Source organism: Xanthobacter autotrophicus (assembly GCF_005871085.1).
In the GTDB taxonomy this organism is placed as follows: domain Bacteria; phylum Pseudomonadota; class Alphaproteobacteria; order Rhizobiales; family Xanthobacteraceae; genus Xanthobacter; species Xanthobacter autotrophicus.
Map to the genome: position 1 here is coordinate 131,368 of NZ_VAUP01000038.1, position 13,792 is coordinate 145,159.

The window sequence follows — 13,792 nt, forward strand, 5'->3', positions numbered from 1 at the left end:
TTGAATACGTGACGCTTCAGGCGGCGGATGCCGGCCTTGAGGCTCTGCTCACTCGGCGGCGGTGGGAGCGGGGGCCGACTTGCCACCCTTCTTGATCTTGCCGTCGGCGGTGCGGTCCTGACGCTCGGCGATACGAGCCGACTTGCCACGGCGATCGCGCAGGTAATAGAGCTTGGCGCGGCGCACCTTGCCGCGGCGGACCACCTTGATGGAATCGATCAGCGGCGCATAGACCGGGAACACGCGCTCCACGCCCTCGCCGTAGGAAATCTTGCGGACCGTGAAGCTCTCGTTGATGCCGCCGCCGGACCGCGCGATGCACACGCCTTCATAGGCCTGCACGCGCGAGCGCTCGCCTTCCACGACCTTCACGTTCACGATAATGGTATCGCCGGGCTGGAAGTCCGGGATGGCACGCTTTTCGGCGAGTTTCGCCGCCTGCTCGGCTTCGAGCGTCTGGATGATGTTCATGTCGCCAACCTTTTTGCAGCCACCGGTTCGGCAAAACGCCCCGGTGCCACGTTGTGTCGTTTTAAGTTAAGGGACGCGGCTCCATAGCCGAGAAATAGGGCCGTGTCATTCCCTTTCCTTCATGGTCCCGTCATGCGGGAGAAGATCCGGCCGCCGCGCGCGGGTGACGGCGAGGGATTGGGCATGGCGCCAGCGGGCGACGCGGGCGTGATCGCCTGAGGTCAGCACGTCCGGGATGGGTTCGCCCTCGAACAACTGCGGGCGGGTGTATTGCGGATATTCCAGCAGGCCGGCGGAAAAGCTCTCCTCGGTGCCGCTTTCCGCCTTGCCCATGACGCCGGGAATGAGCCGCACGCAGGCATCGAGCAGAAGCAGCGCCGCTGCCTCGCCGCCGGACAGCACGACGTCGCCGACGCAGATTTCCTCAAGGTTGCGGGCTGAGACGATGCGCTCGTCCACCCCCTCGAAGCGCCCGCACAGGATCACCGCGCCGGGGCCTTCCGACAAAGCGCGCACCCGTGCCTGGGTGAGGGGCGCGCCGCGCGGGGTCATGAGCAGGCGGGGCCGGGGATCATGAGGCGGGGAGACCGCATCGATGGCGCGGGCCAGCACATCGGCGCGCATGACCATGCCCGGGCCGCCGCCGGCGGGGGTGTCGTCCACCGAGCGGTGCTTGTCGAGGGCATGGTCGCGGATCTGCACCGCCTCCAGCGCCCACAGCCCCTTCTCCAGCGCCCGGCCGGCCAGGGCATGGCCGAGGGGGCCGGGAAACATCTCCGGATAAAGGGTGAGGATGCTGGCGCGGAAGGTCGGGGACGTCATGGCGCCGTGATGGGGGAGGGGGGCGCCTGAGTCAAACGGGGGGCCGTAACAATGCTGCTGCTCCGACTGGGCGCGGTGGAAACCCTCTCCCGCTTGCGGGGGAGGGTAGGGTGGGGGCAACAGTGGTCGCATTTCGAGCATGATGCCGGTGGAGAGGGATGCCCCCTCCCCAACCCTCCCCCGCAGGCGGGAGAGGGGGCTTCACGGCGCCCGGCCGCTCAAACGCGCTACCCTCACTCCGTCCCTAATCGCTGGTATCCTCACCCTCTTCCGGCTCTGCCGGGCGGCGTTCCACGAAGGCTTCGGCGATGACCACGCGCCGGCCGGGCAGGTCCACCACCGGCACCGCATCGTTCGAGAAGGGCACCATCAGCGTCTTGGCCTTGGTGGCGGGCATGGTCGGGGCATATTCCAGAATGTCGCCGGCGCCGAAATCCTGCAGCGCCACCACCTTGCCGATCACCGCGCCGGCCTCGTCCTGGACGTCGAGGCCGATGAGGTCGGCGTGGTAGAAGGTGTCCTCGTCGTCCGGCGGCGGCAGGGCATCGCGGGGGACGAAGAGGTCCACGTTGGTCAGCGCCTCGGCGGCGGTGCGGTCGGCGATGCCCTCGATGCGGGCGACGAAATGGTCCTTGGCCGCGCGCAACGTGGCGATGCGGAAGCGCTTCTTGCCGGTAGCGTCGGTGAGCGGATCGTAGTCCAGCACGGCGCCGGGATCTTCGGTGAAGACGAAGAGGCGCACCTCGCCCCTCACGCCATGGGGGGCGCCGATGCGGGCGACGAGGATGCGGTCGGCCATGAAGTCTCCGGAACGGACGGGTCTCGGCGCTCAGTATCGGACAAGAGCACGCGTTCTGCGATCAGCTTGGCAAGGCAGGCTGACCGGCGCGTGCTCTAGCGCAGGTCCTCGCCCTTTGCCAAGGACTTGGACCGTGTCCTGCGGCGGCCGTCCGCGCTGGCCTCCGCCGTCGTCGTCTCGCTCGTGTCCTTGCTTGTGTCTTGCCGGGTGCCATCTGCCGCCCTGGCGCGTGCCGTCCGCTGCTCGATCACCCGCAGCAGATCGGCGTGCACCTTGCCGATATGGCCGTCGAGAAAAGAGGTGGCCTCCGTCACCGCGCCCGCCCGGCAGAGCGCGATGAGCTGGGCGTGCTCGCTCTTGGCCCGGTCCATGGCTTCTGTGGTGGAGAGCTGGAGCCGCGTGTAGCGGTCCGAGGTCTGGAGCAAAGCAGCGACGATCTGGCGGGTGCGGGGCAGGGCCGCGCGATCATAAAGCGCCATGTGGAAATCGGCGTTGAGAATGCCCCACTGGCTCACGTCATGGGCCTTGGTGGCGGCGGTGAAGCGGGCGTGGATGGCGTCGAGCCTGGTGAAATCCGCGTCGGTGAACAGCGGGATGGCGCGCTCCAGCAGGCGCGGCTCCATGATCCGCCGCAGCTCGAACACGTCGTTGATCTCCTCCACCGACAGGTCGGAGACGATGGCGCCCTTCTGCGGCACCATGCGCACCAGCCCCTCGGCCTCCAGCTGGAACAGCGCCTCACGCACCGGAATGCGGCTGACGCCATAGGCGTCCGCCAGCGCATCCTGCCGCAGCTGGGTGCCGGCGGGATGGGTGCCGTCGAGGATCGACTGGCGCAACTGGTCAAGGATCGCCGCCGAGAGCGTGCGGTGCTTGAGGCCCTTCTGGGCGGCGGTCGGACTGCCGGAATTCATGTCGCCGGAATTCATGGGATCTGAGCTACAGCAAAAAGCGTTGGCGGGGTATTGACGCGTCGATTGTATAAAATCTACATTCTGATTGAAAGCACCAAATCGAGACCCATAAGGGTCCGCCTTCCAGAGCGATGAACATGACCAATGCGACCAAGACAGGCGCCGCGAAAGCGGGGCCGTGCGGGCTCGTGCTTGCCCTTTCGACGGGGCTTCTGGCCTTCGAGCGGGTGGCGGTGATCGGCCTGATGGGGCTTGTCGGCGTCCTCATCCTGCTGAACGTGGTGACCCGCTATACCGGCACGCCCATCTACTGGATCGATGAATCGGCCATCTACGCGGTGGTCTGGCTGAGCTTCATCGGCGCCTCGGCCATGACGCGCCTGCGCCTCGACTTCTCGGTGGGCATGCTCACCGAGCGCCTGCCGCCCGCCGGGGTGAAGGCGGCGCGGGCCATCGCCACGTGCTTCACCGTGCTGTTCGGCCTCAGCCTCTCCTACATGTGCTGGCTCTGGATGGATCCGGTCGGCATCGCGGCGGCCGGGTTCGATGCCAAGACCTTCGCCGGGGAAAGCTTCAACTTCCTCTATACCGAGCGCACCCAGACGCTGAACTGGCCCACCTGGGCGGTCAGCCTGGTCATCCCGCTGTTTGCCGTGTCCCTCACCATCCACGGCCTCGCCAATCTGGTGGAAGACCTCGAATTCGTGCCGCGCCGCGTCTATCGCGGCTTCCCCATGGCCAATGTCGAGGCGGCAAGCTGATGCTCACCACCGCCGCATTCCTCATCACCATGCTGGTGGGCCTGCCCATCAGCCTGTGCCTGGCCCTGTCCGGTGTGGCGTTCATCCTCGCCACCGGCAACCCGCTGCTGCTCCAGACCTTTCCCACCCAGCTGTTCGGCGGCGTGGACAGCTACGGCCTCATCGCCATCCCGCTGTTCGTGCTGATCGGCGAGATCATGAACGGCGGCGGCATCACCCGCCGGCTCATCGACATGGCGATGGCGGTGGTGGGGCGTATGCGGGGCGGGCTCGCCTATGTGAACCTCATCGCCAACATGCTGGTGTCGTCCATCCTCGGCTCGGCCACGGCGCAGGTGGCCATCATGGCGCAGATCCTGGTGCCGGAGATGGTGAAGAAGGGCTACGACAAGACCTTCGCCGCCGGCCTCACCGCCTATGCGGGCATGCTGGGGCCCATCATCCCGCCGTCCATCATGTTCGTGGTGTATTCGGTGCTGGCGCAGGTCTCGGTGAGCGACATGCTCATCGCCGGCATCGTGCCCGGCGTTCTTTTGACCGTGCTGTTCTGCGTCTGCGTCTACATCATGGGCTTCTTCTACGATTATCCCTGCGGCGAAAGCATGACCTGGCGCCAGCGGGTGGACATCGTGCTGAATGCCATCCCCACCCTGCTCATCCCCATCGTCATTGTCGGCTCCATCCTCACCGGCCTTGCCAATGCGACGGAATCGGCGGCGGTGGGCGCGCTCGCGGCCCTGCTCATCGGCCGCTACTGGACCAAGGAATTGTCCTTCGCCCAGCTGCCGCAGATGCTGCTGAAGGCCGGGCTCTATTCCTCTGTCATCCTGTTTCTTGTTGCGGTGGCGGCGGTGTTCTCCTGGGTGCTGGTCTACGGCAAGATCCCGCAGGCTGTGGCGGCCTGGGTGCAGACCGTGGCCCATGATCCCATCACCTTCATGCTGCTGGTCAACGTGATCCTGCTGGTCATCGGCACGGTGATCGACGGCGCGCCCGGCCTCATCATGACGGTGCCGATCCTTCTGCCCATCGCCGTGGAGGTCTACCACATCGATCCCGTGCATTTCGGCGTGGTGGTGGTGATCAATCTGGTCCTCGGCTTCCTCTCCCCACCGGTCGGCCTGTGTTTCTTCGTCGCCTCGGCAGTTACCGGGGCGAAGGTGGGGCGGATGTTCTACGTCACCCTGCCGTTCTTCTTCGCCGCCTGCGCGCTTCTGGTGCTGCTGTCGCTGGTGCCGTGGCTGTCGACCGTTCTCGTCAAATAAAACCAACCTTCCAGGAGCCCTGCCATGTCTCGCCCTGTCATGACTTTGTCCCGTCGCCATTTCCTTATGAGCGCTGCCGCCGGCGCCGCCCTTCCGCTTGCCATGCCCAGCGTGGTGCGGGCTCAGGAGGCGCGGGAATTCCGGCTCGGCATCATCACCCCGGTGGGCCATCCCTGGAACGTGGCCGCCGACAAGGTGGGCGCCATGCTGAAGGAGGAGACCAAGGGTCGCCTCTCCATCACCGTCTTCCCCTCGGGCCAGCTCGGCAACGAGGCGGCCATGCTGCAGCAGATGCAGACCGGCGCCCTCGACATGGGCTGGATCATGACCGCGGAACTGGGCTCGCGGGTGCCGGCCATCGCCGCCATCAATGCCCCGTGGGTGGTGGATTCCACCGCCAAGGCCGGCAAGCTGGTGCGCACTCCCGTGGCCATGAGCCTGCTCGACGTGCTGCCCAAGGAGACCGGGACGGTGGGCCTCGCCTGGGGCATCACCACCATGCGCGTCGTGTTCTCCGCGAAGCCCATCACGGGCATCAAGGACCTGAACGGCATGAAGCTGCGCATCAACACCACGCCGGCCTATCGCGACTTCTACCAGCTGCTCGGCGCCGCCCCGACCCCGATCCCCACCCCGGCGGTGTTCGACGCCATGTCCAACGGCCAGGTGGATGGCCTTGAGGCCGACCTCGACTTCTCCTGGAACCAGCGCTTCGACAAGGTGTCGAAGACCATGCTGAAGATGGACGCCATCTTCATGCCGGTCATCGCGCTGGTCTCCGGCCGGGTGTGGCAGACCCTGTCGCCCGCCGACAAGGCGCTCATCACCAAGCTCACCAAGAGCGCCCTCGACGCCCAGGTGGACGAGACCGTGGTGAACGAGCCGGTGCTGCTGGAGAAGTTCAAGGCGGTGATCCCGATCAAGGTGGCGGAAGTGGCCGACCGCGAGAAGATCATCGCCGAATACGACAAGATCTGGCTGCCCAAGGCCCCGATCCTCGCCGAGCTGCGCAAGGCCGGCGCCGCCCTCTGATCCCTGAAACCCGCACGCGGGCGGGGCAGGGCCCTGTCCGCACCCCCTTATCGACACAAGGATGACATGAGATGAAGCCGGCAATCAGCTGGGAAGGCGTCTTCCCGGCCGTGACCACCCAGTTCCGCGAGGACTATTCGCTCGATATCGATGCCACCGCCAAGGTGATGGAAGGCCTGATCCGCGACGGCGTGTCCGGCATGATCGTGTGCGGCACCGTGGGCGAGAACTGCTCGCTCACCACCGCCGAGAAGATCCAGGTGATGGAGGCCGGCAAGGCGGTGGCCGCCGGCCGGGTGCCGGTGATCTGCGGCATCGCCGAATTCACCAGCGAATTCGCCATCGCCACCGCGAAGGAAGCGGCCAAGGTGGGCGTGGACGGCATCATGCTCATGCCGGCGCTGGTGTATTCCTCCAAGCCCCATGAGACGGCGGCCCATTTCCGCACCGTCTCCAAGGCCACCGACCTGCCGGTGATGATCTACAACAACCCGCCGGTCTACAAGAACGACGTGACCCCGGACGTGGTTGCTTCCCTGGTGGATTGCGAGACCATCGTCTGCTTCAAGGAAAGCTCGGGCGACACGCGCCGCTTCATCGATCTGCGCAACAAGGTGGGCGATCGCTTCATCATGTTCGCCGGCCTTGATGACGTGGTGGTGGAGAGCATCGCCATGGGCGCGCAGGGCTGGGTGTCGGGCATGTCCAACGCCTTCCCGCGCGAGGGCGAGACCCTGTTCCGCCTGGCCCGTGCCGGCCGCTATGCGGAGGCCATGAAGCTCTATGAGTGGTTCATGCCGCTGCTGCATCTTGATGCGCGCCCCGACCTCGTCCAGTGCATCAAGCTGTGCGAGCACATCATGGGCCGCGGCACCTTCCTCACCCGCCCGCCGCGCCTCGCGCTGCTGGACCACGAGCGGGCCGAGGTGGAAGCGCTGATGGCGGCCGCCCTCAAGACCCGTCCGGAACTTCCCGACGTGGGCCTGAAAGCCGCCGCCTGAGGACTTTTCTGGCCTGGCCTTGCTCCCTCTCCCGCTTGCGGGGGAGGGATGGGGAGGCGGCCTGTGTACGGTCCTGGCGCGACATGGGGTGTGAAGCGCACCTGAGTGTGCCGCCCCCTGCCGCCCCACAGCCAACCCCACCCTTGCGGAGCCGGGAGCCGTGCGGCACCCTCCCGGCCATGTCGAGCCACGCCCCGCACCCCGTCCTTCTCGATGCCGCCCGCCTCAAGGGGCTGCTGGAGCGCATCGCCGCGCGCATCGGTCCCGCCCGCGTGGTCACCGATGCGGCGGAGCTGGCCCCCTGGCTGGTGGAAGGCCGCGGCCTGTTCCAGGGTGCCACCCCGGCCATGGTGGAGCCGGCGACCACGGAAGACGTGTCCTTCATCGTCGCCGCCTGCGCCGAGGCGGGGGTTCCCGTGGTGCCGCAAGGCGGCAATACCGGCCTCGTGGGCGGGCAGGTGCCGTTCGGCGGCCTGCTCCTCTCGCTCCGGCGCATGAGCCGCATCCGCGATCTGGATCCCATCGACCTCACCGTGGTGGCCGAGGCCGGCTGTACGCTGCATCAGGTGCAGCAGGCGGCGGCGGAGGCGGGCTGCCTGTTTCCGCTTTCCATCGCGTCGGAGGGCAGCTGCCGTATTGGCGGCAACCTCTCCACCAATGCCGGCGGCACCGCCGTGCTGCGCTACGGCAACATGCGGGAACTGACCTTCGGGCTGGAGGTGGTGCTGCCGGACGGGCGGATCTGGAATGGCCTCAGCCGCCTGCGCAAGGACAATACCGGCTATGCGCTGAAAGACCTGTTCATCGGCTCGGAAGGCACGCTCGGCATCATCACCGCCGCCGTGCTGCGGCTTTATCCGGCGCCGCGCGCCCGCGCCACTACGCTCACCGGTCTCTCAAGCCCCGATGCCGCCCTCAAGCTGTTCCAGCGGCTGCGGAACGTGGCGGGGGATGCACTCACCGGCTTCGAGATCCTGCCGCGCTTCGGCATGGAGACGGTGCTGAAGCATATCCCCGGCACCACCCGCGCGCTCGCCGGCGACCACGGCTGGTATGCGCTCGCCGAACTCACCTCCACCCGTCGCGACGACGACCTCTCCGCGCTGGCGCTGGAGGTGTTCGGCGCGGCGTTCGAGGCGGGGGAGATCGAGGATGCGGTGATCGCCGCCAGCGAGGCCCAGGCCGAGGCCCTGTGGAAGCTGCGCGAGGCGCTGTCCGACGCCCAGAAATTCGAGGGCGGTTCCATCAAGCACGACGTGTCGGTGCCGGTGTCGCGGGTGCCGGGTTTCATCGCCGAGGCGTCCCGCGCCTGCGAGGCCCACATGCCGGGGCTGCGGGTGTGCGCCTTCGGCCACATGGGCGACGGCAACATCCACTTCAACCTGAGCCAGCCGCCGGGCATGGACAAGGCGGCCTATCTGGCCGGCTGGGAAGGCTTCAACCGCATCGTCCACGACATCGTGGCGGGGCTTGGCGGCTCCATCTCGGCGGAGCACGGCATCGGCCTGCTCAAGCGCGAGGAACTGTCGCTCTACAAGGACCCCGTGGCGCTGGAGCTGATGGCGGCCATCAAGTCCGCCATCGATCCCAAGGGCCTCGCCAATCCCGGCAAGGTGCTGCTGGGAGGGTAAGACCCGTTTCCTTCACTGCGGCCGGCGGCGCACCGCGAAGGCGGTCAGCACCGCGAGGCCGAGGGGGATGGCCGCGCCCACGAACACCAGGCGCGGCAGGTGGTGGTCGAGCATGAGGCCGAACATCAGCGGGCCCAGCAGCGCGCCGATGTCGTAGCCCGAATACACCACCCCGAACACCTTGCCGGTCGCCCCCGCCGGCGCGGCACCGCGCACCAGCACGTCGCGGGACGGCGTGGTCATGCCCATGGCGAAGCCCACCAGCGCCACCAGGCCCACAGTCACCTCGGGCGGTACCACCAGCAGGGCCGCGAGCAGCGCCAGCGCGCAGGCGCAGGCGAGCCCGCCCATGGCGATGAGGTGATGGCTGGCGGTGCGGTCCGCCACCGCCCCGCCCAAAGCGACGCCCGCCGCATTGCCGCATTGGTAGAGCGCGACCGCCAGCGTCGCCAGCGCCACCGTGGCGCCGAAGCCCTCCTTCAGGGCGACGATGGAGAAGCTCTGGATGCCGGTGAGCGAGATAGAGGTGAGCACGAAATACAGGAAGGCCGTGAGCACCACCGGCATGGCCAGCACCTGGAGGAAGGTGGGGGCGGGTCCGTGCGCGGCCTTGGCGCCGTGCGCGCCGGCATGGTCCGGATCAACCCTCAAAGCCTTGCGGCAGACGAGGAGAACGAGGCCGAGCACCACCACGCCCGCCCCCATGGCGCCGAGCGCCACCCGCCAGCCATAAGCCGAGCTGATGGCGGCGGAAACGAGGGGCGACAGCGCAAAGCCGATGCTGCCAGCGATCACATGGGCGGCGAAGGCGCGCCCGAGCCGGGCTGGCGCCACCTTGTGGCTGAGGATGGAAAGATCGGCCGGGTGGTAGACCGCATTGCCGAGGCCGGCGAGGGCGGCGAGGGGCAGGAGGACCAGATAATGGGGCGCAAGGCCCATGGCGGCCGTGGCCGTACCTTGCAGCAGCAGGCCGCCCAGCAGCAGGCGATGGGCGCCGAAGCGGTCCACGAGGATGCCGGCGGTCACCTGGCCCAGGCCGGAGCATAGGTAGAAGACCGAGAGCACCACGCCCAAGGCGAAGAAGGAGACGCCAAGATCGGCGCGCATCATCAGGAACAGGGGGGCGAGGGCGAGCTGGAGCAGGTGGCTGCAGAAATGGGCGACGCCCACCGCGCCGATGGTGGAGATTTCCCCGGCCGGCCATTCGGCCGTTCGCGCATTCATGGTCACGGTCGACACCCCTCTCCGGGCCGGCATGATGCCGTCCCTCCCGGCGCTGGCCGCCGGTTGTTGCGCCTCCCCTCGTCTGGTCTGTGGCGGGGTTGGTCCCTCGCCCTTATGCTCTCGTGTCCGCTCGCGCGGGCAGGGTGTCTTACCCTGTTGCCGCCGTCGCCGTCACCCTCGAAGCGGAGCGCGGGCCTTCACGTTTGCGCACGGTCCGTGTCGGCAGGGGGCGCTTATCTGGCGCTCACCTGGTGCGGCGGGGGCCGTGGCCGCCGAAATAGCGCAGCGTCAGGCAGGTGATGTCGTCGGCCTGCGGCGCGCCGCGCTCGAACACATGGACCGAGGCGAGCACGCGCTCCGACAGTTCGGGTACCGACCAGTCCGCCGCGCCGCTCTTGAGCAGGTCTTCCAGCCGCTCCTCGCCATAGGGCCGCTCGTCCACGTCGAAGGCCTCGGTGACGCCATCGGTATAGAAGAAGAGCGTGTCGCCAGGCTGGAGATGGAGTTCGTGCTCCACATAGACGAAGCCCTCCAGCACTGCCACCGCCATGCCGCCGGTGGAGGGCATGGTGGAGACCTCGCCCGCGCGGGTGATGCGATAGGGCAGGTTGTGGCCGGCATTCACATAGGTGACGCGCCCGGAGGACAGGTCGATCACGCCATAGAGCACGGTGACGAACAGCATCTGCTCGTTCTCCACCGCCAAAAGGTCGTTCAGGCGGCGGATGGAGCTGGCCGGCGAGCGCTCGAACAGCGCGGTGGAGCGCAGCAGCGTGCGGGCGATCGCCATGAACAGCGCCGCCGGCACGCCCTTGCCGGAGACATCCGCCACCACGAAGCCGAGCGTGGTGTCGTCGATCATGAAGTAATCGTAGAAGTCGCCGCCCACCTCGCGGGCCGGCGTCATCTGGCCATGGATGGCGACGCGGGCGTCGGGCGGGAATTCCTTGGGCAGGATGGCGAGCTGCACCTGCCGGGCGATCTCCAGTTCCTGCTGCAGGCCGGCGAGCTTGGTTTTGGTGATGAGGGCTTCGCGCAGTTCCACCACCATGGAGGACAGCCGGGTGTGCTGCTCCACGATGCGCCGCGACAGATCGTGCAGCACGCGGGCGACACGCCGCAGTTCGTCGTCCTGCTCGCCCTCGGAGCCGCGGGCGAGCAGCGCGAGCACTTCCTCGCGGTCGGTGGGATCGATAGCGTCGGCCAGTGCCTGGAGCTCGGCGGAGATGACCGCCTCCTGCCGGCGGCGCACGCGCTCGCGCTGGCGCCGGGTCTCGGCGAGGGCCTGCACATTGCCGCGCAGGGCGAGCACGGCGGAGGCGATGCGGCCGATCTCGTCATTGCCCACATGCCCGACGGTGACGGAAGTGTCGCCCCGCGCCAGGGCCTGGAGCACGTCGATGGCCGATTCCAGCGGACGGAAGCTGTACCAGAGGAAGACGTTGAGCCCGATGACGCCGATCAGCACCAGGCCGATGGCACCGGCCACCGCCGACTGGCGGATGAAGGCGGTGGCCTGCACCGTCTCCGTGGTGTCCTCGAAGCTCACCAGCGCGCCCACGGTACTGGCGCTGATGTCGGAAACGGGAATGCTCGTCACGTTGTAGTTGCGCCCGTCCAGCACCATCCGTTCAGAGGTGGGCCGGCGGGGCGTGATGGCGAGCTTGGCCCGTTCCCACAGGCGGAAATCGGTGCTGGCCACCACCCGGCCCCGCAGGGTGACGAGGGTGGTGACGGCGCTGAGCCCGCGGGCGAAGCGCTCCATGCCAAGGGCAGCGTCGCGCCCGAGCACGAGGACTACCGTGCCCTTGCCCGGCAATTCCACGGTGCGGGTGGTGAGCACGATGACCTGGTTGGCGCTCACCTGCCGAAGGCCGGACAGGACCTCGCCCTTGAGCGCCCGATCGAGGCTGCCGGCGTCGAGGATGTAGCGGTTGGTGGAGCCGCCGTCGCTGAACATCACCTCGCGGTCGGCGCTCACCACCTCGAAATAGGTGGCATCGTCGGAGATGTTGACGCCCAGTTCCTGGAGCGCGGCGGAGACGCCTGGCCGGTCCGAGAAGCCGAGGGCGATGCGGAAGGCGGGGGAGCCGTCCACGCGCTCGATGATGCGGGCGAGGTTGGCCGTCTGGAAGGCGACGATCTCGCGCCACAGCACGGTCTGGCCCTCGATGGCCAGCTCCGCCTCCTGGGCCTCGGCCACGCGGTCGCGCAGCAGGGTGGCGCCCCAGATGCCGAGCATGAGGACGGCGAAGCCGGTGGCGACGATAAGCGTGATGCGGGTGCGCAGCAGCATCAGACGCCCCGTTCCTTCTCGGCCGCGCCGGGTGCGGCCAGCACCTCACGCCGCACCCGCTCCACGTCCGGCCGCAATCCTCCGTCGAAATCCACGGCCAGCAATTCCTCCGCATAGGCCTCGAACACGGCGCGGCGATCGGCGACCCGCCGGTTGCCGCGCTCCAGCGCCCGGAGCGCGCGGCCCACCGCGCCGTGGGGGCCGGACCGGCGGTTGTAGCGCTGGGGGTCGTCGGAGGTGCCGTATTCGCCCTCCACCGCCCCGATGAGGCCCTCGGTGAGTCGGGTGCGGCTGCGCTCCAGGGCGCCGCCCACCAGCAGGCCGGCGGCAAGGGCCGCGAGGGCGGCGCACACCGCCACCACCACCGCCGCCTTGACGCCGATGTCGGCGAACGAGGTGGCGAGGGCTGCCGGATTGGTGGTCACCTCCACCGACGCCACCGTGTTGCCGTCCACCATCACCGGCGCGGAGACCGAATCGGTGCCCGGATGCTCGCCGATGGCGCTGCGGATCTCGCGCCCGTCGGCACCGCGCAGCACGATCTGGGTCAGGCCGGGCGTGCGCGTAAGGGTTTCGGAAAGGTGTATCTCAACCCCCGGCAGCAGCTTCAAGGGGATGCCGAAGCGCGCGGCCTTCTCGAATTGCTGCGCCAGCGTGCGCGCCACCGACGTGCCGATGACGAGAGCGTCGCGCCGGGCGCTCTCCTCCACCCGCGTGCGGTAGCCGTTGATGAGCAGCGCCGCGGCGGCGGAGCCCAGGAGAAAGGTGACGAGGAGGGCAAACAGGCCGGTCAACAGGCGGGCGCGTCCCCCCTCCGCAAACTCATGCCGCATCGTCGAGCGCTCCCAGCTGGCCGAGGCCGCGGTCGACCCGGGCCTCGGCATCGCGCCAGCTTTTCAACGTGTCATCGGCGAGCTGGGTAAGGGCGCCGTCGTCGTTCGATGTCACACCCTCCCCGCTGAGGATGCGGGCGGCCCGGTCGAACGGCCGGGTCATGACGTAGGCGAAGGCCACGGCGGCCAGGGTGGCGGCCAGGGCGGCGGCCAGGATCAGGATCGCCGTGCGGGAGATGAGGTCGAGGCCGAGGCGGTCGGCGCGGGAGCTGCGCGCCTCGTCCGAGACGGTCACGGAAATGCCGCCGGCGACCCCGAGGTCGTTCTCGAATCGGGTGCCGAACACAGTGTCGCCGCGCTCCGCCGCGGTCCACACCTCGTCGGTGGATAGGCGGCGCACCCAGTCCGGGGCGACCTCCTCGCCGATGACGCTGCGGTCGGTGGAATAGATGGCGCGGCCGGCGCCATTGAAAATGTCGATGGCGAGGATGGAGGGGTCGCTCGCCTTCTCGCGCTCGATGCGCGGTTGCAGCAGCGAGATCTGGTCGAGCAGCAGGCCGATGGAGAGGTTGGCCTCGGTGGAGGCGCGCAGGGTGCCCAGCAGGTTGGCGACGCGGGCGCGCTCGATCTCCTCGCCGACCTTGTCGCTCGCCGTGAAGGCGATGGCCGCCACCGCGATCACCGCAGCGCTCACGGAAAGGACAGCGACCAGGATGAGCCGGCTTACGAAAGTCATGCAATGA

Annotated in this window: 13 protein-coding genes; 5 read left to right on the forward strand and 8 right to left on the reverse strand. The window is 68.2% G+C overall.

Going from position 1 to position 13,792, the window contains the following annotated elements; translation table 11 throughout:
• Positions 1-48 precede the first annotated feature (48 nt).
• The 4 genes from rplS to FBQ73_RS19860 all read right to left on the reverse strand — a co-directional run bounded on the left by rplS (position 49) and on the right by FBQ73_RS19860 (position 3,006).
• Positions 49-471, reverse strand: coding sequence for a 50S ribosomal protein L19 (rplS, locus tag FBQ73_RS19845; protein ID WP_138401222.1), 423 nt, complete (start codon positions 469-471; stop codon positions 49-51).
• A gap of 105 nt (positions 472-576) precedes the next feature.
• Positions 577-1,293, reverse strand: coding sequence for a tRNA (guanosine(37)-N1)-methyltransferase TrmD (gene trmD / locus FBQ73_RS19850; RefSeq protein ID WP_138401223.1), 717 nt, complete (start codon positions 1,291-1,293; stop codon positions 577-579).
• Between the two features lie 244 nt (positions 1,294-1,537).
• Positions 1,538-2,092: a ribosome maturation factor RimM gene (gene rimM / locus FBQ73_RS19855; RefSeq protein WP_138401224.1), complete on the reverse strand. Its 555-nt coding sequence runs from the start codon at positions 2,090-2,092 to the stop codon at positions 1,538-1,540.
• 95 nt (positions 2,093-2,187) lie between these two features.
• Entirely contained in the window at positions 2,188-3,006 is an 819-nt protein-coding gene (locus tag FBQ73_RS19860) for a GntR family transcriptional regulator (protein ID WP_138401225.1), read from the reverse strand.
• A 137-nt stretch (positions 3,007-3,143) separates the two neighbouring features.
• Between FBQ73_RS19860 and FBQ73_RS19865 the strand changes: the two genes are divergently transcribed.
• The 5 genes from FBQ73_RS19865 (at position 3,144) to FBQ73_RS19885 (ending at position 8,696) form a co-directional block, all read left to right on the forward strand.
• Positions 3,144-3,767, forward strand: coding sequence for a TRAP transporter small permease (locus tag FBQ73_RS19865; protein WP_138401226.1), 624 nt, complete (start codon positions 3,144-3,146; stop codon positions 3,765-3,767).
• Positions 3,767-5,032 carry a TRAP transporter large permease gene (locus tag FBQ73_RS19870; RefSeq protein WP_138401227.1) on the forward strand — a complete coding sequence of 422 codons (1,266 nt, stop codon included), beginning with the start codon at positions 3,767-3,769 and terminating at the stop codon, positions 5,030-5,032. The genes FBQ73_RS19865 and FBQ73_RS19870 overlap by 1 nt, the downstream gene beginning before the upstream one ends.
• A gap of 39 nt (positions 5,033-5,071) precedes the next feature.
• The gene (locus FBQ73_RS19875) at positions 5,072-6,064 is read left to right on the forward strand and encodes a TRAP transporter substrate-binding protein (protein WP_138401353.1); all 993 of its coding nucleotides are present in this window, start codon (positions 5,072-5,074) and stop codon (positions 6,062-6,064) included.
• Between the two features lie 71 nt (positions 6,065-6,135).
• Positions 6,136-7,065, forward strand: a complete 930-nt coding sequence (locus tag FBQ73_RS19880) for a dihydrodipicolinate synthase family protein (protein ID WP_138401228.1) — start codon at positions 6,136-6,138, stop codon at positions 7,063-7,065.
• 179 nt (positions 7,066-7,244) lie between these two features.
• Positions 7,245-8,696: an FAD-binding oxidoreductase gene (locus FBQ73_RS19885; protein WP_138401229.1), complete on the forward strand. Its 1,452-nt coding sequence runs from the start codon at positions 7,245-7,247 to the stop codon at positions 8,694-8,696.
• Positions 8,697-8,708: 12 nt separating this feature from the next.
• On the opposite strand, the gene FBQ73_RS19890 is transcribed toward FBQ73_RS19885, so the two are convergent.
• The 4 genes from FBQ73_RS19890 to FBQ73_RS19905 form a co-directional block, all read right to left on the reverse strand.
• Positions 8,709-9,920 carry an MFS transporter gene (locus FBQ73_RS19890; protein ID WP_170218984.1) on the reverse strand — a complete coding sequence of 404 codons (1,212 nt, stop codon included), beginning with the start codon at positions 9,918-9,920 and terminating at the stop codon, positions 8,709-8,711.
• A gap of 244 nt (positions 9,921-10,164) precedes the next feature.
• Entirely contained in the window at positions 10,165-12,216 is a 2,052-nt protein-coding gene (locus FBQ73_RS19895; RefSeq protein ID WP_138401231.1) for a PP2C family protein-serine/threonine phosphatase, read from the reverse strand.
• Positions 12,216-13,049 carry a hypothetical protein gene (locus FBQ73_RS19900; protein WP_138401232.1) on the reverse strand — a complete coding sequence of 278 codons (834 nt, stop codon included), beginning with the start codon at positions 13,047-13,049 and terminating at the stop codon, positions 12,216-12,218. The genes FBQ73_RS19895 and FBQ73_RS19900 overlap by 1 nt, the downstream gene beginning before the upstream one ends.
• Entirely contained in the window at positions 13,039-13,785 is a 747-nt protein-coding gene (locus FBQ73_RS19905; RefSeq protein WP_138401233.1) for a hypothetical protein, read from the reverse strand. Before FBQ73_RS19905 ends, FBQ73_RS19900 begins: the two co-directional genes overlap by 11 nt.
• Between the last annotated feature and the right edge of the window lie 7 nt (positions 13,786-13,792).